A 21,472-nucleotide genomic window follows, 5' to 3' on the forward strand; every position below is an offset into this window, starting at 1 on the left:
GTATTGAGTTTTAAAATAAAAAAGACAGCCTTTTGAGCTGTCTTTTGGTGGTATTGAAAATTGTAATTAAGCTAATTGGGCTAAGATTTTGTTGAAAGTTTCACTAGGGCGCATTGCTTTTGCAGTTAAACTTTCAGAGGGTTGGTAGTAACCTCCGATGTTTTGCTCTTTTCCTTGTGCAGCAATTAATTCTGCATCGATTTTTGCTTCGTTTGCAGTTAATTCTGCGGCAATTGGAGCAAATTTAGCTTGTAATTCTGCATCTTTAGTTTGGTTTGCCAAAGCCTGAGCCCAATATAAAGCCAAGTAGAAGTGAGAGCCTCTGTTGTCTATTTCCCCAACTTTACGTGCCGGAGATTTATCAGTTGCCAAGAATTTAGCATTGGCTTCATCTAAAGTATCTGCTAAAACCTGTGCTTTTGGATTGTTTTGTGTTTGTGCCAAATGCTCTAAAGAAGCCTGAAGTGCTAAGAACTCACCAAGAGAATCCCAACGTAAATAACCTTCTTCAGTAAATTGCTCCACGTGTTTAGGAGCTGATCCACCAGCGCCGGTTTCGAATAGTCCGCCACCGTTCATTAAAGGAACAATGGACAACATTTTTGCTGATGTTCCTAATTCTAAAATTGGGAATAAATCGGTTAAATAGTCACGTAAAACGTTTCCGGAAACTGAAATCGTGTCTTTCCCTTCACGGATTCTTCGCAAGGTTTCTGTCATCGCGTCTTTTACATCCATGATACGGATGTCTAGACCTGTAGTATCGAAATCTTTTAAATATTTCTCTACTTTTTTGATGATTTCTCTATCGTGTGCTCTGTCTTTGTCTAGCCAGAAAATAGCAGGGGTGTCAGACAAACGCGCTCTGTTCACCGCTAGTTTAACCCAGTCCTGAATAGGAGCATCTTTAGTCTGACACATTCTGAAGATGTCACCGGCTTCTACATTTTGAGATAACAATACAGTTCCATTTTCGTCTTCAACAGTAACAGTTCCGTCCGCAGTTACTTGGAAAGTTTTGTCGTGTGATCCGTATTCTTCTGCTTTTTGTGCCATTAATCCAACGTTAGGAACTGAGCCCATAGTTTTAGGATCTAACGCACCATTCTTTTTCATATCGTCAACAACAGCGGAGTAAAATCCAGCATAAGTTCTATCCGGAATAATACAAATTGTGTCTTCTTCTTTTCCTTCTTTGTTCCACATTTTACCGCCACTACGCGCTAAAGCAGCCATAGAAGCATCCACAATAACATCAGAAGAAACGTGGAAGTTCGTAATTCCTTTATCAGAATTTACCATCGCAACTTTTGGACCGTTTGCTAGCGCATCTGTAATGGCTTGTTTGATTTCTGCTTCTTGAGGAATTCCTGCAATTTTATCGTAAATATCTTGTAAACCGTTATTGGCATTAATGTCTAACGATTTGAATACCTCTGCATATTTTGTGTAAACATCAGCAAAGAAAGTATCTACGATGGCTCCAAAAATAATTGGATCCGAAACTTTCATCATCGTTGCTTTTAAGTGAGCGGAAAGCATTACGTTTTTAGCTTTTGCATCTGCGATAGTTGCTGCAGCAAATTGTTTTAAAGCTTTTAAGTTCATTACCGAACTGTCAATAACTTCACCAGCTTTTAAAGCTCCGAAATCTTTTAAAACAGTTGTTGAACCAGTATTGTCTGTAAAAACAATTCTGAATTTACCTTCTTTTTCAACCGTTGTTGAAGTTTCAGTTCCGTAAAAATCACCTGAAGTCATGTGTGCTACTTCTGTTTTGCTGTCTGAAGCCCAAGTGCCCATTCGGTGTGGGTTTGCTTTCGCGTAATTTTTAACCGCTTTTGGAGCGCGACGGTCTGAGTTTCCTTCACGTAACACCGGGTTAACTGCAGATCCTAAAACTTTTGAATATTTAGCTTTGATGTTTTTCTCTTCCTCGGTTTGAGGCTCCTCTGGAAAGTTTGGTACTGCAAAACCATGGGATTGTAATTCTGCAATCGCTTCTTTTAATTGGATAACCGAAGCAGAGATATTAGGTAATTTGATGATGTTCGCTTCCGGAGTATTAGCCAATTGACCAAGTTCCGTTAAGGCATCACCAATTTTCTGATCGTCTTTTAAAAATTCAGGAAAGTTTGCCAAGATGCGCCCTGCCAATGAGATGTCTCTCAATTCGATATCGATGTTTGCAGGCGCTGTAAAAGCTTGTACAATTGGTAAGAATGAGTGAGTGGCCAACATTGGAGCCTCATCAGTCAAAGTGTAATGGATTTTTGATTTTTGTGCCATTGGGTTGAATTTTAAATGCTATAGCTGTGTTTTTACAAGTATTTATTGAAAGATGCTTAAAAAAAGCGAAGCAAATATAAGAAAATCATACCGAAAAGCGGTTGGGAAATCGTCGGGAAATTGTCAGGAAATGAACGAATTATCAGATTGTTATTTTGGAAGTTTTAATTTGTCAAAATGATAATTTAGAGGTGAATTTTTTGCATAAAAAAAGCCCCGAGGTTATCGAGGCTGATTTTATAAACGTCAGAAAGGGAATTATCTTCTTCTTTCTTTGATTTTTGCTTTTTTACCAGTAAGTTCTCTGAAGTAGAAGATACGAGCTCTACGAACTTTACCTCTTTGGTTCAATTCAATTTTCTGTAAAGCCGGCATATTAACTGGGAAGATACGCTCTACACCAACAGCACCAGACATTTTACGGATAGTAAAAGTTTCAGTGTTACCAGCACCTCTTCTTTGGATAACAACTCCTTTGAAGAACTGAGTTCTTGTTTTTTCACCCTCTTTAATTTCGTAGTACACAGTGATAGTATCACCCGCTGCGAAATCAGGGAAATCTTTTTTAGTTACGAATTCGTCTTGAACAAATTTTAATAAACTTGACATGATCTTTTAAGTTAAATGTTTGAATCAGAGCAACATACACGGTTATCGTCAGAGGTTGGGCTGAATGTGGCTGCGAAATTACGAATTTTATTTTAAATCACAAATTTCTTTGTAAAGTTTTCAGTCGCAGTCGCAGTTTTCAGGTTCTGTTTTTATAAGAACTGTTGGTTATACGGAATTATTCCTCCAACAAATCCGGTCTTCTGTTTTTAGTATGCTCATACGCCATATTTTCACGCCATTTTTCAATTTCAGGTGTGTTTCCGCTTAATAAGATGTCGGGAACTTTCCATCCTTTGTATTCCGCTGGTCTTGTATAAATAGGAGGAGAAAGCAAATTGTCCTGAAAGCTGTCTGTTAATGCCGAAGTCTCATTACTTAAAACACCGGGAATCAATCGGATAATCGCGTCACATAAAACAGCGGCACCCAATTCTCCACCAGACAAAACATAATCTCCAATAGAAATTTCTTTGGTAATGAATTGATCGCGAACCCGTTGGTCTACACCTTTGTAATGTCCACAAAGAATGATGATGTTCTTTAATAATGACATGGAATTCGCCATTTGTTGGTTCAAAGTCGCTCCGTCCGGCGTCATGTAAATCACTTCGTCGTAGTCACGTTCGCTTTTTAACTTTGAAATACAGGCATCAATCGGTTCGATACTCATAACCATTCCCGCTCCGCCACCAAACTGGTAGTCGTCCACATTTTTGTGTTTGTTGGTGCTGTAATCGCGAAGGTTGTGCATATGAACTTCCACCAAACCTTTGGCAATGGCTCTTTTGAGGATGGAAGCTTCAAACGGACTTCGGATTAAATCGGGTAAAACGGTTATGATGTCAATGCGCATTTCTTTCAGTTATAAAGTTGAAAGTTGCAAAGGTAGTGGTTTTGAGGGAAAAGGGAAAAGGGAAAAGGACCAGTGTTGCTTATCTCTTCTCCCTTTTTACTTATTACTAAAATATTAAACTCCGAACTGTCTTAAATGATGGTCCAAATGTTTCCATTGCAGGTTGTCCCATTCCTGATTGGTCATTGGGCCAAAAAATGGATGTAGGTTGGTTTTAATAACCTGAGGGCCTTCAGTGAATTTTTTAACTTTTTCAATTAATTCGGATCTTGTAGCTTCAAAATCGTAGGAACCAGTGCGAATAAAAGCCGGCGCTGTCGGGCTGTCTTTTTTAAATTGAGCAGCACCCATAACTTTTTTTCTAATGAAGGTTCTTCCAAAAAAAGCCATGATCGGATTTATTTTCAAGTGAAGATTTCCAAATACAACATCTAAAGGTGCAATACAGTGTGACATCATTTGGTCAACCGTCATTTTTCCCCATTGGGAAAGGGTAGTGGGCTGTAATTTGTTGATACGATCGATAATGTTTTGATTGCCTTGGGGTGTAAATAAGCTTTCCATGAACTATTTATATGTTTATTTTTTGATTGCTGTTAACGAATATACCATCGGGATTTTATTTTCCAAATGTTGTATTCTGAATTTATTAGGTTCGAATTCTTCGGTATTGTTGAAACAATTATAAGGAGAATAATCGAATTCTTCAAAGGTTTCGATTGCCATTCCGTTGTTTAATAGAGCGGAAAACACCTCGCTTAACGAATGATTCCAACTCGCGGTTTGGTTTTTTATTGGGGCGTTTTTATCGGCATAGGTACCTTCTTCGGTCTCTAGGATGGTTTCTATGTTGAAATAAGAATACTGGACTTTTTTAAAATCGTAATCAAACATCCATACTACCGGATGAAATTCTGCAAAAACAAATTTTCCATCAGGCTTTAAAAAATGCGAAATTACTTTTGCCCATTTGTCCAAATCAGGTAGCCAGCCAATTGTGCCGTAACTGGTAAAAACGATGTCGAATTTTTCGTGTAAATAATTCGGTAAATCATAAACATCAGAACAAATGAATTTTGCATCAGCATTGAGTTGAACGGCTAATTCGGTTGCTTTTTCAATAGCCTTGTCAGATAAATCAACACCGGTTGTACTTGCGCCCAATCGAGCCAAAGAAATCGTATCCTGACCAAAATGACATTGCAGATGCAGTATTTTTTTTCCGGAAACATCACCTAATATTGAAAGTTCAATATCTTTTAAGGTTGATTTTCCATTTAGAAATCGCTCCATGTCATAAAAATCGGAAGTAACATGAACCGCCGTTTTCTGATTCCAGCTTGCTTTATTAATTTCCAGATAATTTTTCGGGATTTCCATGATTTGTTAAAGATTTAATTCCATTTGAATGTCTGCACGATGGTAGTCGGTTTCAGCCAGAGGAGTTTCTGTAAAACCATATTTTCTATAAAGGTTCAACGCAGTATCCAATTTCGTACTGGAAACCAGCATTAAAGTTTTGTAGTTGTGGGATTTGGTGAAATCGATACAGGCATCCACTAACAAATTGCCGAGTTTTTTGCCCTGATGCTTTTTGTCTACGGCCAGTTTTGCCATTTCAATCACTGAATCGTTTACTTTTTGCATAGCAACCGTTCCAACCACTTCATCATCAAGTAAACAGAAAAAGATTTCGCCACCGGGTTCCAATATCACTTTTTCAATGTTTTCGAAAACGTCTTTATCGTGTTGTTCCACAAAGAAATATTCTTCCAGCCAAGCGGTGTTTAAGTCGATAAAACGCTGTTTGTATTGGGGTTGATAAGTGATCATTTTGGGTTCCATGATAATTTTACTACACAACAAATATACTTGTATTGCATGAAAAGGCCTCAGTCTTGTGATAATTTTCAAAAATATTTATGATTTAATTAAGAAGGCTCTCCTGTAATTTTGCACCATGAATTTATCCAGAACCGATGTCGGCTTTATGGCCGCATGTACGGGACTGATTGTAGCGAACTTATACTATTGCCAGCCCCTTATTGTTTTAATTGCAAAAGAATTTTCCGTAGCCGAAAGCATGGCCGGACGAGTGACCTATCTTACACAGGCGGGTTATGCGGTCGGAATGTTTTTTATGGTTCCTTTAGGCGACAAACTCGAACGCAAAAAACAAATCCTGCTCACAACATTGGCAGCTGTTTTAGCACTTTTTTTGGCAGCTACTGCAACTAATTTCTTGATGCTTCAGATTGCCAGTTTTTTAATTGGGGCATTCTCAATAGTACCACAACTTATTTTGCCCTTGTCGGCCACCATGGCTTCTCCCGAACAAAGGGGGAAAGTGATTGGTACGATTATGAGTGGTCTTTTGCTTGGGATTCTTTTATCACGAACAATAAGTGGTTTCGTTGGCGAATGGCTGGGTTGGCGCGGGATGTTCTGGATTGCTGCCGGGCTTTGTTTGTTGATAGCTATTGTAATTCAGAGAAAATTTCCAGTCAATAAACCGGATTTTCAGGGAACTTACGGGCAGTTGTTGTCGTCATTATTTACACTGATAAAAGAACAGCCTATGTTAAGAGAAGCAACACTTATCAATGCGTTGAGTTTTGCTCAATTCGGTGCTTTCTGGACTACAATGGTGTTGTTGCTTTCCGGCGAGCCGTTTAATTTTAACAGTGCAACTATAGGCTTGTTTGGGATTGTCGGTGCTTCGGGAGCTTTGGCGGCACCACTGGTTGGAAAAATGGGTGATAAAGGCAATCCGAGAAAGGTAATCGGCTATGGTCTTTTGTTTTTGCTGCTCAGTTTTATTGTTTTTTATTTTTCTTCGAAAAGTGTCATTGGTATTTTAATCGGAATTGTTTTTATCGATGTTGGATTGCAATCGGTTCATATTTCCAATCAAACAAGGGTGTATGCTCTTTTGCCAGAGGCACGAAACAGAATGAATACGGTTTATATGTCTTTCAGTTTTTTAGGTACGGCTTTAGGTTCTGCTTTTGGATTGTGGCTTTGGAAGCTTGGTCAATGGGAAGTGTTTTCCATTGGTGGCGCTGCTCTTTCTGTAGCTTCTCTATTGGTTTATCTTGCTACTTATAAGCGGAAGTAGAATATGAAAAGGAAAGATAAATTCACAAATTAGCTTTATATTTGCAATTCGAAATTTAAAAAAATCAATACAATGCAAGACGGAATTTACGCAAAATTCAATACTTCAAAAGGAGTGATTTTGGTGAAATTAACTCATGATAAAACCCCCGGAACAGTTGGAAACTTTGTAGGTTTGGCTGAAGGGAAATTGGAAAACGATGTAAAACCACAAGGAAAACCCTACTACGACGGATTAAAATTCCACCGAGTTATTCCTGATTTTATGATTCAGGGAGGTTGTCCTTTAGGAACAGGAACGGGTGATGCCGGTTATAAATTTGATGATGAGTTCCACCCGGAATTAAGACACGACAGGCCAGGAGTATTGTCTATGGCAAATGCCGGACCGGGAACAAACGGTTCTCAGTTTTTTATAACTCACGTACCAACAGACTGGTTGGATAACAAACATACAGTTTTTGGACATGTAGTTGAAGGGCAGGACATCGTTAATGATATTGTTCAGGGTGATATCATCGAAAGTATCGAAATTGTTAGAGTTGGTGAAGAAGCTCAAAAGTGGAATGCTGTGGAAGCTTTCAGGACTTTCGAAGGTTCAAGAGAAAAAAGATTAGCAGAACAAAAACGTTTAGCGGAAGAAGCGCTTGAAAAATTAGCAGCTGGTTTCCAAAAAACGGAGAGTGGTTTACGTTATCAAATCATCCAAAAAGGAAATGGTAAACAAGCCGAAAAAGGAAAAACAGTTTCGGTTCACTACCAAGGTTCTTTAGATAATGGAATGGTTTTTGATTCTTCGTATAAAAGAAAACAACCGATTGAATTTCCTTTAGGGAAAGGTCATGTGATTGAAGGTTGGGACGAAGGTATCGCTTTGTTACAGGTTGGAGATAAAGCGCGTTTTGTGATTCCGTCTTATTTAGGATATGGTTCACGCGGTGCTGGAGGGGTTATTCCACCGGATGCAACTTTAATTTTCGACGTGGAATTAATGGATGTGAAGTAATTCAGATTTTATATAAATTAGAAAAGCCCTTATTTTTGAAGGGCTTTTTTTATTAGATTTACCTTCTAAAACCGATAAATTATGAAACTTAAACTGTTTGGGTTAGCTATTGCATCCCTTTTAATTTATTCCTGTGCCTCAAAACAGGTAGTTCAAACTACTACTGAAGCTCCAAAAGCTATTGAGTTAACAGCAGCACAACAACACGGAAAAGGATTGTACGAACAAAACTGCGCGAAATGCCATAAATTGTTCGAACCTTCAAAACATAATGCAGAGGAATGGAAAGTTACTTTGGCAAGAATGCAAAAAAAAGCTAAAATTTCCGATGAAGATACTGCAAGTATTTACGGTTACCTTACTGCGGGAATGTAATTTAAAAGTATAAATTATGGAAAAGCTCTCTTTTGAGGGCTTTTTTTATTGAAATAGATTATTTTTGACCATTCAATTTTAAAATGATGAGATTTTTAGTTTTACTGTTGGTCTTCTTGTCTGTTGCTGTTAAAGCACAGACTCCTGCAATGCACTGCGGTTATGATTTTACTTCCTACCTTGTTTTGGATGTTCATGAGGAAGGGAAAAAGGAAAATATCAAGAACCTGAGAATTACCGTTGTTGATAGTTTAGGCAAAGATGTAATTAATGTTAACAATATCTATAGCTGGAAAAACAGTAACCAGCCTATGGTTTTCTCCTTAAATTATCAGATTGATGAAAAAGGAGAGAAGCTAACAACGCCAAACCCGAATGCTAGATGGTTTTTCCCTTATTCAAAAGACACCTATCTCTTATCGATTGCTAATACTTTTGAGGCGGATAAATTCAGTTTGAAAGTTGAAGACCTGTCCAAAAAATACAAAACACAAATTGTCCAGCTTTTTGCTTTCAATATGTATGTGTTGTGTGCCACGCAAAGTGAGAAAGCGGTTCAGTTTGGAAGGAAAACCAACCGTCCGATTGATATAGTGTTGGAGAAAAACAAATAAAAAACACCGTCATTTCAGATGAGGTGTTTTTAAGGAAGGTTACTTCTGAACTTCATTTTTAACAGAAATTACTTTGAATGTTTTGGTTCCGGTGGGCAATTCCCAATCAATCTGGTCGTTTTCTTTGAATCCGATAATGGCTATGCTTAATGGTGCTAAAACGGAAATTTTGTTTTCCTTTACGTTTGCCATCGAAGGCAGTACAATTTGAAACGTCACTTTTCGTTTTGCAGAAAGATCTTCAACCGTTACCTCAGAATTTAATCGGATAAAGTTTTCTCCTGTAAAAGTATCCTTTATGATGACGGCGCGGTCAAGTTCCTGATTTAAAAGCATAATGTCTTTGGAATTTGCTGTATTGACATTTTTTTTGGCCAGTTCTTTAAGTAAGTGATGCTCTGTTTTTGAGAATGTTGGAATAGGTTTCATAAGTATATTAATTTAAGTTAATAGTTTCTTTTTTAGAATTTTGAGTTGGGCTTGAAAAATAGATTTCCGAAAAACTTTGGTTGCTGTTGTGTGCCGTTCTTCTGAAAAAAATATCTGGTTTTACCTCTTTGGGATTTGTGAAGCCGCAAGCCCCAATAAATTCAGCTAAAGCTTTGAGCGTGTTTTTGTGGAAGTTAGTAATACGAACACTTTTGTCTGTAACATCCAAACCTTTGTACAGTGATTTATTCTGTGTAGCAATTCCGACGGGACATTTACCGCTATCGCATTGCAATGCCTGAATACAGCCTAAAGCAAACATCATTCCGCGGGCGCTGTAACACGCATCGGCACCCAAAGCCATCGTTTTTGAAATATCAAATGCCGAAATGATCTTTCCGGAAGCCATAATTTTAACATGTTCCCGAATACCAAATTGCGTTAATGTTCGGTTTACAAAAACAATTGCATCTGAAAGCGCCATGCCCATATAATCGATAAATTCTAAGGGGGCGGCACCGGTTCCGCCTTCAGCACCGTCGATGGTAATGAAATCCGGATAAATTCCTGTAGTGAACATTGCTTCCACAATTTCGATGAATTCATCTTTTCGACCAATACAGATTTTGAAGCCTACCGGTTTTCCGTTAGATAATTTTCGAAGCTTTGCCAGAAACAGCATTAGTCCTTCCGCGTCTGTAAAAGCAGTGTGCGCGGCTGGAGAGTGAACGGCTGTATGAGGTTTGATGCTTCGGATTTTGGCAATTTCAGCTGTGTTTTTTTCTGCCGGAAGTAAGCCTCCATGACCGGGTTTTGCACCTTGTGAGAGTTTCAGCTCAATCATTTTTACTTGTTGGTAATTGGCTCTTTCGGCAAAAAGTTCTTCAGAAAAAGCACCTTCTTCATTTCGGCAGCCAAAATATCCGGTTCCGATCTGCCAGATTAAATCGCCACCCTGCAAATGATACTCACTGATACCCCCTTCACCGGTGTTGTGGGCAAAATTTCCTAACGCAGCGCCTTTGTTTAAAGACATTACGGCAGTTTTGCTCAAAGCACCGTAACTCATCGCACTGATGTTGAAAATACTGATATTATAGAGTTGTGAACATTGCTTATTACCAATGGTTGTTCTGAAATGATCTTTATTAGCTTTTTTCGGATAGACGGAATGTGTGGCCCATTCATAACCAATTCGGTTCGGATCATCCTGCATACCAAAAGAAATGGTTTGTTTTTCGTTTTTTGCCCGTTGATAAACAATGGAACGTTGTCTTCGGTTAAAGGGTTTTCCATCCAATTCACCTTCAAAGAAATACTGACGAAATTCCGGTCGAACTGATTCAAAAAAATACCGCAACCTGCCTACAAATGGATAGTTTTTCAGGATTGTATGCTTGGTTTGCAGGCTGTCGAGCGCAACAATCGAAATGATAACCAAAGGAGCTATCAGAAAAGGAAAATAGTCTTTATGGAAAAAAACGGAAACGGAGACACTTATCAAAAAGACTACAGCGATGCACCAGATAATCTGACGCGCTACAAGTTTGCCAAAAACTTTTTTTGATGACATAAATATAAAGTGTAAGTAAGCAAACCTCAAAAAGAAGCCGCTTCGTTAGCAAAATAAATTTTGGAGTGTAGTAAAGAAATCCTCCGTCTGAGAAAATAGATAAAGTAAGACGGAGGCCTAATTGATGAAGGCCTTGTTGTGTGAAAATAGCACCGCAAGCCTGCATTTTCTGCAAGCTGTTGTAATTCTGTATGTGCTATTATGATTCAAGTAGATGTTATTTGTGTTTCAAATTTAGGGAAAGAAAAGTTAATGCTCAAGAATTTAACTTCCATTTAATATTACAGCCAATACTTGGTTTTTGGTTTGGGTTAATGCTTCGGTTGTAAATTACGCCATCTATAGCACTTCGTAAATCACTTCCGCTTAAAGGAATACCGTTTCCGGGACGACTATCATCTAATTGACCACGATATACAAGCTTGTCAAATTTATCAAAAAGATAAAAGTCTGGTGTACAGGCCGCATCATAAGCCTTGGCAACTTCCTGAGTTTCATCATACAGATAAGGAAATTCAAAATGATGTTTTAAGGCAAAATCCTGCATTAATTCTGGGGAATCTTGCGGATAATTTACGATGTCGTTACTGGAAATAGCTATGATTCCAAGGCCTTGAACACGATAGTCGTTGGCTACTCTTACCACTTCTTCAATTACATGGTGCACAAACGGGCAATGGTTACAAATAAACATCACTAAAGTTCCTTTATTGCCTTTTAAATCTTCAAAAGAAAAGATACTGCTGGAATTAGTGTCTTTTAAATAAAAAGTTGGAGCAACAGTGCCTAAGGGAATCATATTGGAGGGAGTGCGTGCCATCGTTTGAATTGTTTGTACTAAAGTACTGCAAAAAATTTCCATCCGAAAATAAATCTTTAACTTAGTAGTGTCAATTTAAAAGCGATGAAAACACTCAAGCAATGGTTTGATGAATATGGAAAAAGTCATAAAAACCCGACCAATAAGGCCATACATTACCTATGTGTTCCGGCGATTTTTTTTTCGATTGTGGGGTTGTTGATGAGTATTCCAAGTGAATTTCTCCAAAGACTCGTTCCTTTTAACCACCCGATTATTGTAAATTGGGCGGTGGTGGTATTGCTTTTTGTTTTGGTGTTTTACATTAGACTGTCTGTATCAATGGCCTTGAAAGTTGCTTTTTTCTCTTTTTTCTGTTTGGTTTTAAATAGCATGATTTCTGAGTATCTTCCATTGTGGTTGGTCTCGGTCGTAATTTTTGTACTCGCTTGGATTGGACAGTTTTACGGTCATAAAATAGAAGGAAAAAAACCTTCGTTTGTTAAAGACCTTCAATTTTTACTTATCGGTCCGGCTTGGGTGCTGGACAAAGTTTTCTCTTCAAAAAAATAACTATGCTAACTTGGGAAGAATTTGAAAAGGTTGAAATGCGTGTGGGAACTATTGTTGAAGTTAATGATTTCCCCGAAGCACGAAAACCAGCGTATCAGTTAACCATTGATTTTGGAACTGAAATTGGAATGCGAAAATCATCGGCACAAATTACAAAACGCTATGATAAAGAGGAGTTGCTGAATCGACAAATAGTTGCAGTGGTAAATTTTCCTAAGAAACAGATCGGAAAGTTTATGAGCGAATGTTTGGTGCTTGGTTCAGTCGGAGCAGACAATGATATTGTTTTGCTGACTCCGGATTTTAAGGTTGAAAATGGTTTGCGGATTGGATAAAAAAAGTCCAGAATCGTAACAATTCTGGACTTTCTTCTATATTGAGTAACGATTAAATATCGTCAAAATCGATATCGGTGTAGCTTGTAGTTGTTTGAACTTCTTCTTTTTCCGTAAAGAATTCTTTTTTGAAATCTTTTTGATGTCTTTCCGAAATTACTTCTTCACCCTTCTGATTCAAAACATATTCGGTCATTTCATCTAAAATGTCTCTAAAAGCAGCAAAATCTTCTTTGTACAAATAAATTTTGTGTTTTTTGAAGTGGAACGAACCATCTTCTTCAGTAAATTTTTTACTTTCAGTAATGGTGATGTAATAATCGTCGGCTTTGGTAGCTCTTACATCAAAGAAATATGTTCTTCGTCCGGCTCTTAAAACTTTAGAAAAGATTTCCTCTTTTTCTAACATTTCATTTTCTCTCATAATCCTTCGGTCAAAATTAATTGTGTTTAGGTGAAACCAAAAATCTAAAAAAAAACTAAAATAACCAACAATTTATTGTAATTCTTTTTCAGAAAGTTGTTTGAAATACAATTCTTTATAATATCCTTCGATGTTTACTAATTGATTATGAGAGCCTTGTTGAATTATTTTACCGTCTTCCAGGATAATGATCTGATCGGCATTTTTGGCAGAGGAAACCCTGTGACTCACAATTATCGTTGTTTTGTCTTTACAGAATTCGGTAAGATTGTTTAAGATTGCTTCTTCGGTTTCTGTGTCAACTGCTGATAAACAGTCGTCTAGTAAAAGAATAGGGGCGTTTTTAATCATCGCACGGGCAATGGAAACCCTTTGTTTCTGACCTCCGGAAAGTGTAATGCCTCGTTCGCCCAAAACCGTGTCGTATTGGTTTTTGAACTTTACAATGTTTTTATGAACTACTGCTTTTTTTGCCGCATCAATTACTTCTTCATCCGAGGCATCTTCTTTCCCGAATTTGATGTTGTTTTTGATGGAATCCGAGAACAAAAAGGCATCCTGTGGTACAAAACCAATGTGGTCCCGTACATCATAAAGGTTAAGGTTTTTAATGTTCTGGGCATCAATTTTAACCTGTCCGTTTTCAACATCATATAAGCGGCTTATTAACGAAAGAACTGTAGATTTACCTGAACCGGTTTTACCTAAAATTGCTAAGGTTTCTCCTTTGTTAAGAGTAAAAGAAATATTTTTTAGTGCCTCTATATTAGTGTCTTGGTAGGTGAATGATACGTTTTCAAAGGATATTTTTCCGTTGATGTCAGTGCGTTCTTTTACAGTGTTCTGAATTTCTGGCACAACTTTCAGGAATTCGTTGATGCGTTTTTGTGAAGCTTCTGCTTCCTGTACCATCGAAGAAACCCATCCTAAAGAAGCAACCGGCCAGGTAAGCATGTTGATGTATAAAATAAACTGCGCGATTACCCCGATATCCGGAATGGAACCGTTAATGTACATCATTCCTCCAACGTAGATTACAACTAAGTTACTGATTCCGATAAGTAAAATCATGAACGGACCAAATAACGACTGAACTTTTGCCAGATCCAGGTTCTTGGTTTTGCTTTCTTTGGATAATTGGGCAAAGTCATCCTGTTTCTGACCTTCCAGTGCATAAGCTTTTATCACACGGATACCGGAAAACATTTCTTGGGTAAAAGTGGAAAGTTTGGAAAGATTTTGTTGGTAAGCTGTACTTCGTTTGTTGATTTCGGAACTGATTTTAAAAATACTGTACGCCAAAATAGGAAGCGGTAACAGGGAGTACAAAGTCAGTTTAGGGGAAACGATATACATCTGAACCGTCACCACGGCAAATCGGATGATGGTGTTTATTGAATACATTACCGCTGGTCCAACATACTGTCTAACTCTTCCAACATCTTCGCTGATGCGGTTCATTAAATCTCCGGTACGGTTTTGCTTGTAGAAATTCTGCGTTAAGCGTTCGTATTGTTGGAATACTTCATTTTTTAGGTCGAATTCAATATGACGCGACATTACAATTAAAGTCTGGCGCATTAAAAAGGTTAGAAACCCGGCAACCAAAGTAGTGACCAATATCATTACAATGTTGTGAATTAATTTTGATTTTATGACTTCCGGAGCTAATTGGCTGTGATCTAAAATCTTAATGGAATCACCAACCAGTTTAGGAGTGTATAAAGTAAAGAATTGCGCTACAATTGTAATTATAACACCTATAAGAAAATGATATTTATATTTTATGAAATATTTGTTTAAATATTGAAGTTCTTTCATGATTTTTTCGAAAAAATAAAATTATATCGCTTTTAATGTTAAAAAAATGAATTTTATTTTAAAAAACGATTGTAAAATTTCAAAATCAATTATTAATAAAAAATTAAAATAATGAAAATATGTTGAAATATTCTGAATTTAAGTGTAATTTTGCATCCTGTTTTTGAATATTATTCAACCTATAAAAACAATTTAAAACATGATAACAGAAGTTACTACAGCGAATGAGCTTCACAAAATCGACCCTGTTTTCGGTCAGGTTTCATTTGATAATCATGAGCAAATCGTATTTTGTCACGACAAAGATACTGGATTAAAAGCAATTATTGGTGTTCATAACACAGTTTTAGGACCTGCTTTGGGAGGTACCAGAATGTGGAAATATACAAACGAGTGGGAAGCATTAAACGACGTATTGCGTCTTTCCCGAGGAATGACGTTCAAATCTGCAATTTCAGGATTGAATTTAGGTGGAGGTAAAGCCGTTATCATCGGAGATTCTAAAGCAGATAAAACGCCTGAACTTATCGCTAAATTCGGTCAGTTTGTTAACTCTTTAAGCGGAAAATATATCACTGCTGAGGATGTTGGTACAACTACTGCCGACATGGATTTGATCAAAAAATATACTGATCACGTAACGGGAATTTCTGAAGCAATCGGTGGTTCTGGTAACCCTTCTCCTGTAACTGCTTACGGTGTTTATATGGGAATGAAAGCTGCTGCTAAATATCAGTTTGGTTCTGATAATTTAGAAGGTAAAAAAGTTTTGGTTCAAGGTATCGGTCACGTTGGTGAAACTTTGGTGGAGTTAATCTCTAAAGAAGGAGCGATTGTTCAGATTGCAGATATCAACGAGGCTCGTTTACAAGAAGTAGGTGCTAAGTACGGAGCTAAAGTTTTCTCTGGTGGAGATTTATACGGAGCAGAAGTAGATATTTATGCACCTTGTGCTTTAGGAGCAACCATCAACGACGATACTATCGAGAAAATCAAAGCTAAAGTTATTGCTGGAGCTGCAAACAATCAGTTGGCGGTAGAACAGGTTCACGGAGCTAGATTACAGGAAAGAGGAATTTTATATGCTCCGGATTTCTTAATCAATGCAGGTGGAATCATTAACGTTTATGGTGAAATTGCTGGTTACGGTAAAGAAGAAGCAATGCGCAGAACACAAAATATCTACAACACTACGTTGGATATTTTCAACTATGCAAAAGAAAACAACATCACTACACACCAAGCTGCTTTAAGAATGGCTCAGGAGCGTATCGATGCCAGAAAAAAAGAAATCACTGGAAAGTAATTTCCACTGTCAATAATATTTCATAATTTTGCGGAGCGGAAGACAATCTTTCGCTCCGTTAATTTTTAAAGTTCTTACCAAGATGTTAAACAGAAGACATATCCGTGTGAAAGTGATGCAATCCATCTACGCAATGCATCAAAACAATTCAGATAATATGGAAAAGGAAGAAAAGTTCCTGTTTCAAAGTATCGAAAACGTCCAGGATCTTTATCTTATCATGCTTTCTGCCTTAGTGGAAATTAGAAAAGCTGAAGAAGATTTCATCGAAAAATCGAGTAAAAAACATCTTGCTACCAAAGAAGAACGTAATCCCAACCGAAAATTTATCCAAAACAAAGTATTACAGTTTTTAGACGAAAACAATTCGCTCAGCGTTGCTATTGAGGAACGTAAAATAACTAACTGGAAGAATAACGACGATTATATTTTGCTTTTGTTGGAGGAAATCAAGAAAAGCGAGTTGTATGAAAACTACATGAGCAATTCTGTGAATGATTTCGAACAAGACAAACAGTTTGTTGTTTCTATGTTCTCAGAAATTATTGCACCAAACGAAAAGTTGTACGACTATCTTGAGGATTATAAAATTACTTGGGTAGACGATATTCCGCTTGTAAATACTATGATTGTGAAACAGTTGAAGCAAATAAGATCGGCTAATGATGATTTTTTTGTTCCGAAACTTTTCAAAGATGCAGACGATAAAGAATACGTTCGCAACCTGTTTAGAAAAACCGTTCTGAACAATACCGAATTAGCAAAAGAATTTATCGACAAAACCCCGAACTGGGATGCAGAGCGAATTGCCGAGATCGATACCATCATTTTAAAAATGGCTATTTGTGAGTTCTTGAAATTTCCGTCTATTCCGGTGAAAGTAACAATTAACGAATATTTAGAATTGGCAAAAGAATATTCTACACCAAAAAGTAGTATTTTTATCAACGGAATTTTGGATAATCTGGTTAAGGAATACCAAAAAGAAAATAAATTAATCAAGACCGGAAGAGGTTTAATGTAAGTAACTTTTTTAAAAATTATGATTAGAAAAACATTTGGAGTATTGGCTGTTGCTGCTTTAGTGTTGTCAGTATCTTGCAAAAAAGAAAATGCTTCTGAGAAAATTTCTCAGGAGAACGTTGAAAAAACCATGGCAGAAAATGCTGCTACAGGGAAATTACCTGTAATCGAATTTGATAAGACCGAACACGATTTCGGCAAAATTTCGGATGCGGAAAAAGTGGAAACTACTTTTACCATTAAAAATACAGGTGAAGCAGATTTAATCATCATCAATGCTCAGGGAAGTTGCGGATGTACCGTTCCAGACTATCCGAAAGAGCCTGTAAAACCAGGAGAATCTGCTCCAATGAAAGTAACGTTCGACCCGAATGGAAAATCTGGTGAGCAACAAAAAACCGTTACTTTGACAACCAACACTAAAGAAGGTTCAGAGAAGATAACTATCAAAGCAAGTATAACTCCAAAAGCAGGTGCTACTTCAGCTCCGGCTATGCACTAAAATTAATTTTAATGGAACAAATCAGTCAGTTTTTGCCAATTATGTTGATGTTTGTGGTGGTTTATTTTTTAATGATCCGTCCGCAGCAACAAAGACAGAAAAAAGAAAAAGAATTTGAAGCTGCTTTAAAAGTAGGAGACAAAATCATCACTAAATCAGGAATTCACGGTAAAATTGCCGAATTATACGAAGATTCAGTGATTGTTGAAACTATGGCGGGGAAAATTAAAATGGAGCGTTCAGCGATTTCATTGGAATTGAGCCAGAAAGCAAACAAAGCAAGTTAAATTGTTTTCAAGTATAAATAAAAAGCCTCCAATTTTGGAGGCTTTTTTTGTTATCTGTATTTGTCGTTCAAACCGATTCCGTCTAAAACCATTGGTCTGATTTTTTCAATACGGGAAAGTTTGGTCTTTTCCTGCTTGGCACTTTCGATGTATTCTAAAAATTCCCTTTGTTTATAAGGAGTAAACGCTTCAAAAGCTGCTTTTAGTTTTTTATCAGTTTTTAATTCAGCAAGCCAAAAATCGGAAATAATTTCTTCTTTCTTTTCAGGTTTGATCGCAAGACCGGCTTTTTCATTAGCGATGGCTTCGTTGATATAATGCAGAATGAATTTCTCGTTTTTCAGAATTTCATCCTTAGATTCAAAGCGCCATTGACGTAATGCTCGGGTAACGCCTTCGTTGGCATTTACTAAAACTTTTTTCTCGTCTTTCAAAAAAACACCGTTAAAAAACCATACCCCAACATAAGATTTGAAACCGCCAACACCTACCACATTTTTTTTGTTGATTGTGTACACCGGACCGCCCCATTTGGTCATTTCTTCCAGTTCGGTTTTATCGATAATGGATTTTAAAAGATCAAGTTCTTCGGCCCACTGGTTGGTTTTGTTCCAAGGGTTTTTCTCGCTCATTCCCATGTTGCAAACGATTTAGTGCTGAAACTATTTTTTGTATTTCTCTGCGGTTAATTCGGCAATTCTAATGATAACATCGATTGCTTTTTGCATACTTTCTACCGGAACATATTCGTATTTTCCGTGGAAGTTGTGTCCTCCTGCGAAAATGTTCGGGCAAGGTAATCCCATGAACGATAGACGAGAGCCATCCGTTCCACCGCGAATTGGGCGAATGATTGGTTTAATATTCAAATCTTTCATGGCTTGTTCCGCCAAATCAACAATATGTTTTACCGGTTCTACTTTTTCGCGCATGTTGTAGTATTGGTCTTTGATTTCGATTTCTACAATGTCTGCACCAAATTGTTTTGCGTATTTTTTATTGAGTTTATCGGCAATTTTCTGAACGAACTTTTTGCGTTTTTCAAATTTCTTACGGTCGTGATCGCGGATAATTAGTTGAACGTTAGTCTCTTCAATGCTTCCGTCTAAATGTACTACGTGGAAGAAACCTTCATAACCTTTAGTTCTTTCCGGCACTTCATCTTTTGGTAATTTGGAAATGTACTTGGTAGCCAAAAGCATTGAGTTGATCATTTTTCCTTTGGCATAACCCGGGTGAACACTTTTTCCTTTGAATTTTAATTTCACACCAGCTGCGTTGAAGTTCTCGTATTCCAATTCGCCAATTTGACTTCCGTCCATAGTGTAAGCCCACTCACATCCGAATTTTTCCACATCAAAAAAGTCTGCTCCGCGTCCGATTTCCTCATCAGGAGTAAAACCAACTTTCAACGTTCCGTGCTTGATTTGCGGATTTTTGATCAGGTATTCCATCGCCGTAACAATTTCAGTTACACCGGCTTTGTCATCGGCACCCAATAAAGTGGTTCCGTCTGTAGTGATTAAAGTTTGTCCTTTGTATAAAAGTAAATCTTCGAAATAACTTGGTGAAAGTACGATGTTTTGTTCCTTGTTTAGGATGATATCGCCACCATCATAATTTTTAACGATTTGAGGATTCACGTTAGCTCCTGTAAAATCTGGCGTAGTGTCAAAATGGGCTACGAAACCGATTGTTGGAACTTCGTAATCCAAATTGCTTGGTAAGGTTGCCTGAATGTATGATTTGTCGTCGATGGTAACATCCTGTAAACCAATCGCTTTTAATTCTTCGACTAATTTATTGGCTAAATCCCATTGTTTAGCAGTACTTGGCGTTGTGTTTGAATTTGGGTCAGATTCCGTATCTACAGTAACATAACTAATGAAACGGTCGATTATGTGTTGCATAAATGTGTTATTTTAAGAGTAACAAATATACGGTTTATTTGAAATCGCAGTAGGCATAAAAAAACCTTCTTCTATTCTTTTGAAATAGAAGTGATTGTGATGAAATGGGAAGGAAGATTAACCAACCTGTTTCAGGATTTCCCTTTGCGAATGGCTTACAAACGGTTTGAAGCGCTCGTACCAGTCTTTCCAGGCTTCGGCATTCATTTCGCGGGCTAAATCTGCTTCAAAATCAGCAAGGGTTTTGTATGGCGATTCAAAAATTAAGCGATATCCCGGTCCTGTAAAATCGGTTAATATTCTTCCGCCTTCTGGCTGAGTCATCAGTCCTTTGGTTCTGGCTTCGTCTATTAATGCTTTGGCTTCTTTGTAACGTCCAAACTGTAAATGGAAAATTTCTCTTACGATGTACATAATCAGTTGATTTAAGTGAAACAAAAGTGACTAACAAAAGTACTAATTCATTGTGGTTTTATATGTAAATTGCTGACATTAAATGTGTTGTATTTTATAAAACATGCTTTCAGAATAATAATGAATCTAAATTCTGAATTCTGAATTCTAATTTCTAATTTTGCACCACAACACAACTCAACCATGTACAAACAACTTATCCGTCCGATACTTTTCTGTTTCGATCCCGAAGCAGTGCATCATTTTACTTTTTCTGCCGTTCGTTTTGCGAATAAGATTCCCGGTTTTTCGTCGCTTTTCAAATCCATTTATGAAGTGAACGACAAACGTTTGGAGCGCGAAGTTTTCGGTTTGAAATTCAAAAACCCGGTTGGTTTGGCTGCAGGTTTTGATAAAGATGCGAAACTGTATCAGGAACTTTCCAATTTCGGATTCGGTTTTATTGAAATCGGAACACTTACACCAAAAGGACAAGACGGAAATCCGAAACTGCGTTTGTTTCGTTTGCGTGAAGATTCGGCCATCATCAACCGTATGGGTTTTAATAATGGTGGAGTAGAAGAAGCAGTTTTACGTCTGAAAAAAAATAAAGGCGTTCTAATTGGTGGAAACATCGGTAAAAATAAAGTAACACCGAATGAAGATGCTGTTAAAGATTACGAAATCTGTTTCAATGCGTTGTTTGATTATGTGGATTATTTTGTGGTGAACGTAAGCTCGCCAAATACGCCGAATTTAAGAGCTTTACAGGATAAAGAACCGTTAACGCAATTGTTGCAAACGCTTCAGAATCTAAATCTTACGAAGTCAAATCCCAAGCCGATTCTTTTAAAAATCGCTCCCGATTTAACCGACGAGCAGCTTTTGGACATCATCGATATCGTAAAAGAAACCAAAATTGCCGGTGTAATCGCGACCAATACTACTATTTCGCGTGAAGGTTTACAATCGGTAAATAAGATTGAAGCGGGAGGATTATCCGGAAAACCATTGACGAAACGTTCTACGGAAGTAATTCGTTTCCTTTCTGAAAAAAGTAATAAAGCATTCCCGATCATTGGGGTAGGAGGAATTCATACCGCTGAAGACGCTATCGAGAAATTAGAAGCCGGCGCAAGTTTGGTGCAATTGTACACAGGCTTTATTTATGAAGGTCCGGCGCTTATCAAAGCCATCAATAAAAAGATTTTAGAAAAAGCATAAATAGTCT

The 21,472-nt window shown here is 37.4% G+C and carries 25 protein-coding genes; 11 read left to right on the top strand and 14 right to left on the bottom strand.

All coding sequences use genetic code 11. From position 1 onward, the window contains the following. Positions 1-66: 66 nt before the first annotated feature. The 6 genes from LZZ90_RS09560 to LZZ90_RS09585 all read right to left on the bottom strand — a co-directional run bounded on the left by LZZ90_RS09560 (position 67) and on the right by LZZ90_RS09585 (position 5,599). Positions 67-2,289 (bottom strand): NADP-dependent isocitrate dehydrogenase, encoded by a 2,223-nt coding sequence (locus tag LZZ90_RS09560; RefSeq protein ID WP_237790469.1) that lies wholly within the window; start codon positions 2,287-2,289, stop codon positions 67-69. A 258-nt stretch (positions 2,290-2,547) separates the two neighbouring features. Continuing rightward, positions 2,548-2,898: a 50S ribosomal protein L19 gene (gene rplS, locus LZZ90_RS09565; protein WP_237790470.1), complete on the bottom strand. Its 351-nt coding sequence runs from the start codon at positions 2,896-2,898 to the stop codon at positions 2,548-2,550. Between the two features lie 178 nt (positions 2,899-3,076). Further along, positions 3,077-3,754: a tRNA (guanosine(37)-N1)-methyltransferase TrmD gene (gene trmD, locus LZZ90_RS09570; RefSeq protein WP_237790471.1), complete on the bottom strand. Its 678-nt coding sequence runs from the start codon at positions 3,752-3,754 to the stop codon at positions 3,077-3,079. A gap of 114 nt (positions 3,755-3,868) precedes the next feature. Further along, a complete protein-coding gene (locus tag LZZ90_RS09575; protein ID WP_237790472.1) occupies positions 3,869-4,318 on the bottom strand; it encodes a DUF1569 domain-containing protein in 450 nt (149 codons plus the stop codon). A 15-nt stretch (positions 4,319-4,333) separates the two neighbouring features. Beyond that, positions 4,334-5,134: a bifunctional 2-polyprenyl-6-hydroxyphenol methylase/3-demethylubiquinol 3-O-methyltransferase UbiG gene (locus LZZ90_RS09580; RefSeq protein WP_237790473.1), complete on the bottom strand. Its 801-nt coding sequence runs from the start codon at positions 5,132-5,134 to the stop codon at positions 4,334-4,336. Positions 5,135-5,140: 6 nt separating this feature from the next. Beyond that, the gene (locus LZZ90_RS09585; RefSeq protein WP_237790474.1) at positions 5,141-5,599 is read right to left on the bottom strand and encodes a GNAT family N-acetyltransferase; all 459 of its coding nucleotides are present in this window, start codon (positions 5,597-5,599) and stop codon (positions 5,141-5,143) included. Between the two features lie 115 nt (positions 5,600-5,714). Between LZZ90_RS09585 and LZZ90_RS09590 the strand changes: the two genes are divergently transcribed. The 4 genes from LZZ90_RS09590 (at position 5,715) to LZZ90_RS09605 (ending at position 8,866) form a co-directional block, all read left to right on the top strand. Then, entirely contained in the window at positions 5,715-6,872 is a 1,158-nt protein-coding gene (locus LZZ90_RS09590; protein ID WP_237790475.1) for an MFS transporter, read from the top strand. A gap of 72 nt (positions 6,873-6,944) precedes the next feature. Continuing rightward, a complete protein-coding gene (locus tag LZZ90_RS09595; protein ID WP_237790476.1) occupies positions 6,945-7,877 on the top strand; it encodes a peptidylprolyl isomerase in 933 nt (310 codons plus the stop codon). Positions 7,878-7,958: 81 nt separating this feature from the next. Then, positions 7,959-8,252 (top strand): cytochrome c, encoded by a 294-nt coding sequence (locus LZZ90_RS09600; RefSeq protein ID WP_237790477.1) that lies wholly within the window; start codon positions 7,959-7,961, stop codon positions 8,250-8,252. A gap of 83 nt (positions 8,253-8,335) precedes the next feature. Continuing rightward, entirely contained in the window at positions 8,336-8,866 is a 531-nt protein-coding gene (locus tag LZZ90_RS09605) for a hypothetical protein (protein WP_237790478.1), read from the top strand. A 39-nt stretch (positions 8,867-8,905) separates the two neighbouring features. Here the strand turns inward: LZZ90_RS09605 and LZZ90_RS09610 are convergent, their stop codons facing one another. The 3 genes from LZZ90_RS09610 to LZZ90_RS09620 form a co-directional block, all read right to left on the bottom strand. Continuing rightward, complete coding sequence (locus LZZ90_RS09610) at positions 8,906-9,295, bottom strand: GreA/GreB family elongation factor (protein WP_237790479.1); 390 nt, start codon at positions 9,293-9,295, stop codon at positions 8,906-8,908. A gap of 7 nt (positions 9,296-9,302) precedes the next feature. Next, positions 9,303-10,868 carry an FMN-binding glutamate synthase family protein gene (locus LZZ90_RS09615; RefSeq protein ID WP_237790480.1) on the bottom strand — a complete coding sequence of 522 codons (1,566 nt, stop codon included), beginning with the start codon at positions 10,866-10,868 and terminating at the stop codon, positions 9,303-9,305. 256 nt (positions 10,869-11,124) lie between these two features. Further along, positions 11,125-11,688 (bottom strand): thioredoxin family protein, encoded by a 564-nt coding sequence (locus tag LZZ90_RS09620; protein WP_237790481.1) that lies wholly within the window; start codon positions 11,686-11,688, stop codon positions 11,125-11,127. Between the two features lie 84 nt (positions 11,689-11,772). Between LZZ90_RS09620 and LZZ90_RS09625 the strand changes: the two genes are divergently transcribed. Both LZZ90_RS09625 and LZZ90_RS09630 read left to right on the top strand, forming a co-directional pair. Further along, the gene (locus tag LZZ90_RS09625; RefSeq protein ID WP_237790482.1) at positions 11,773-12,240 is read left to right on the top strand and encodes a DUF962 domain-containing protein; all 468 of its coding nucleotides are present in this window, start codon (positions 11,773-11,775) and stop codon (positions 12,238-12,240) included. Between the two features lie 2 nt (positions 12,241-12,242). Beyond that, complete coding sequence (locus LZZ90_RS09630) at positions 12,243-12,575, top strand: tRNA-binding protein (RefSeq protein ID WP_237790483.1); 333 nt, start codon at positions 12,243-12,245, stop codon at positions 12,573-12,575. 52 nt (positions 12,576-12,627) lie between these two features. Here the strand turns inward: LZZ90_RS09630 and LZZ90_RS09635 are convergent, their stop codons facing one another. Both LZZ90_RS09635 and LZZ90_RS09640 read right to left on the bottom strand, forming a co-directional pair. Next, the gene (locus LZZ90_RS09635) at positions 12,628-12,999 is read right to left on the bottom strand and encodes a PUR family DNA/RNA-binding protein (protein WP_237790484.1); all 372 of its coding nucleotides are present in this window, start codon (positions 12,997-12,999) and stop codon (positions 12,628-12,630) included. Between the two features lie 72 nt (positions 13,000-13,071). Further along, positions 13,072-14,820, bottom strand: coding sequence for an ABC transporter ATP-binding protein (locus tag LZZ90_RS09640; protein WP_237790485.1), 1,749 nt, complete (start codon positions 14,818-14,820; stop codon positions 13,072-13,074). A gap of 199 nt (positions 14,821-15,019) precedes the next feature. On the opposite strand from LZZ90_RS09640, the gene LZZ90_RS09645 reads away from it, so the two are divergent. From LZZ90_RS09645 to yajC, 4 genes are all read left to right on the top strand, one after another. After that, the gene (locus tag LZZ90_RS09645) at positions 15,020-16,126 is read left to right on the top strand and encodes a Glu/Leu/Phe/Val dehydrogenase dimerization domain-containing protein (RefSeq protein WP_237790486.1); all 1,107 of its coding nucleotides are present in this window, start codon (positions 15,020-15,022) and stop codon (positions 16,124-16,126) included. Between the two features lie 82 nt (positions 16,127-16,208). Beyond that, complete coding sequence (nusB, locus tag LZZ90_RS09650) at positions 16,209-17,150, top strand: transcription antitermination factor NusB (RefSeq protein ID WP_237790487.1); 942 nt, start codon at positions 16,209-16,211, stop codon at positions 17,148-17,150. 18 nt (positions 17,151-17,168) lie between these two features. Next, complete coding sequence (locus tag LZZ90_RS09655; protein WP_237790488.1) at positions 17,169-17,651, top strand: DUF1573 domain-containing protein; 483 nt, start codon at positions 17,169-17,171, stop codon at positions 17,649-17,651. Between the two features lie 11 nt (positions 17,652-17,662). After that, complete coding sequence (gene yajC / locus LZZ90_RS09660; RefSeq protein ID WP_237790489.1) at positions 17,663-17,938, top strand: preprotein translocase subunit YajC; 276 nt, start codon at positions 17,663-17,665, stop codon at positions 17,936-17,938. A gap of 50 nt (positions 17,939-17,988) precedes the next feature. Here the strand turns inward: yajC and LZZ90_RS09665 are convergent, their stop codons facing one another. The 3 genes from LZZ90_RS09665 to LZZ90_RS09675 all read right to left on the bottom strand — a co-directional run bounded on the left by LZZ90_RS09665 (position 17,989) and on the right by LZZ90_RS09675 (position 20,262). Next, positions 17,989-18,570 carry a YdeI family protein gene (locus LZZ90_RS09665; RefSeq protein ID WP_237790490.1) on the bottom strand — a complete coding sequence of 194 codons (582 nt, stop codon included), beginning with the start codon at positions 18,568-18,570 and terminating at the stop codon, positions 17,989-17,991. A 30-nt stretch (positions 18,571-18,600) separates the two neighbouring features. Continuing rightward, complete coding sequence (gene pepT / locus LZZ90_RS09670) at positions 18,601-19,848, bottom strand: peptidase T (RefSeq protein ID WP_237790491.1); 1,248 nt, start codon at positions 19,846-19,848, stop codon at positions 18,601-18,603. 117 nt (positions 19,849-19,965) lie between these two features. After that, the gene (locus tag LZZ90_RS09675; RefSeq protein WP_237790492.1) at positions 19,966-20,262 is read right to left on the bottom strand and encodes a hypothetical protein; all 297 of its coding nucleotides are present in this window, start codon (positions 20,260-20,262) and stop codon (positions 19,966-19,968) included. A 183-nt stretch (positions 20,263-20,445) separates the two neighbouring features. Here LZZ90_RS09675 and LZZ90_RS09680 point away from each other — a divergent pair, with 183 nt between their 5' ends. Then, positions 20,446-21,465, top strand: a complete 1,020-nt coding sequence (locus LZZ90_RS09680) for a quinone-dependent dihydroorotate dehydrogenase (RefSeq protein ID WP_237790493.1) — start codon at positions 20,446-20,448, stop codon at positions 21,463-21,465. Positions 21,466-21,472: the final 7 nt, after the last annotated feature.

It is taken from the genome of Flavobacterium sp. SM15 (assembly GCF_022012335.1).
GTDB lineage: Bacteria > Bacteroidota > Bacteroidia > Flavobacteriales > Flavobacteriaceae > Flavobacterium.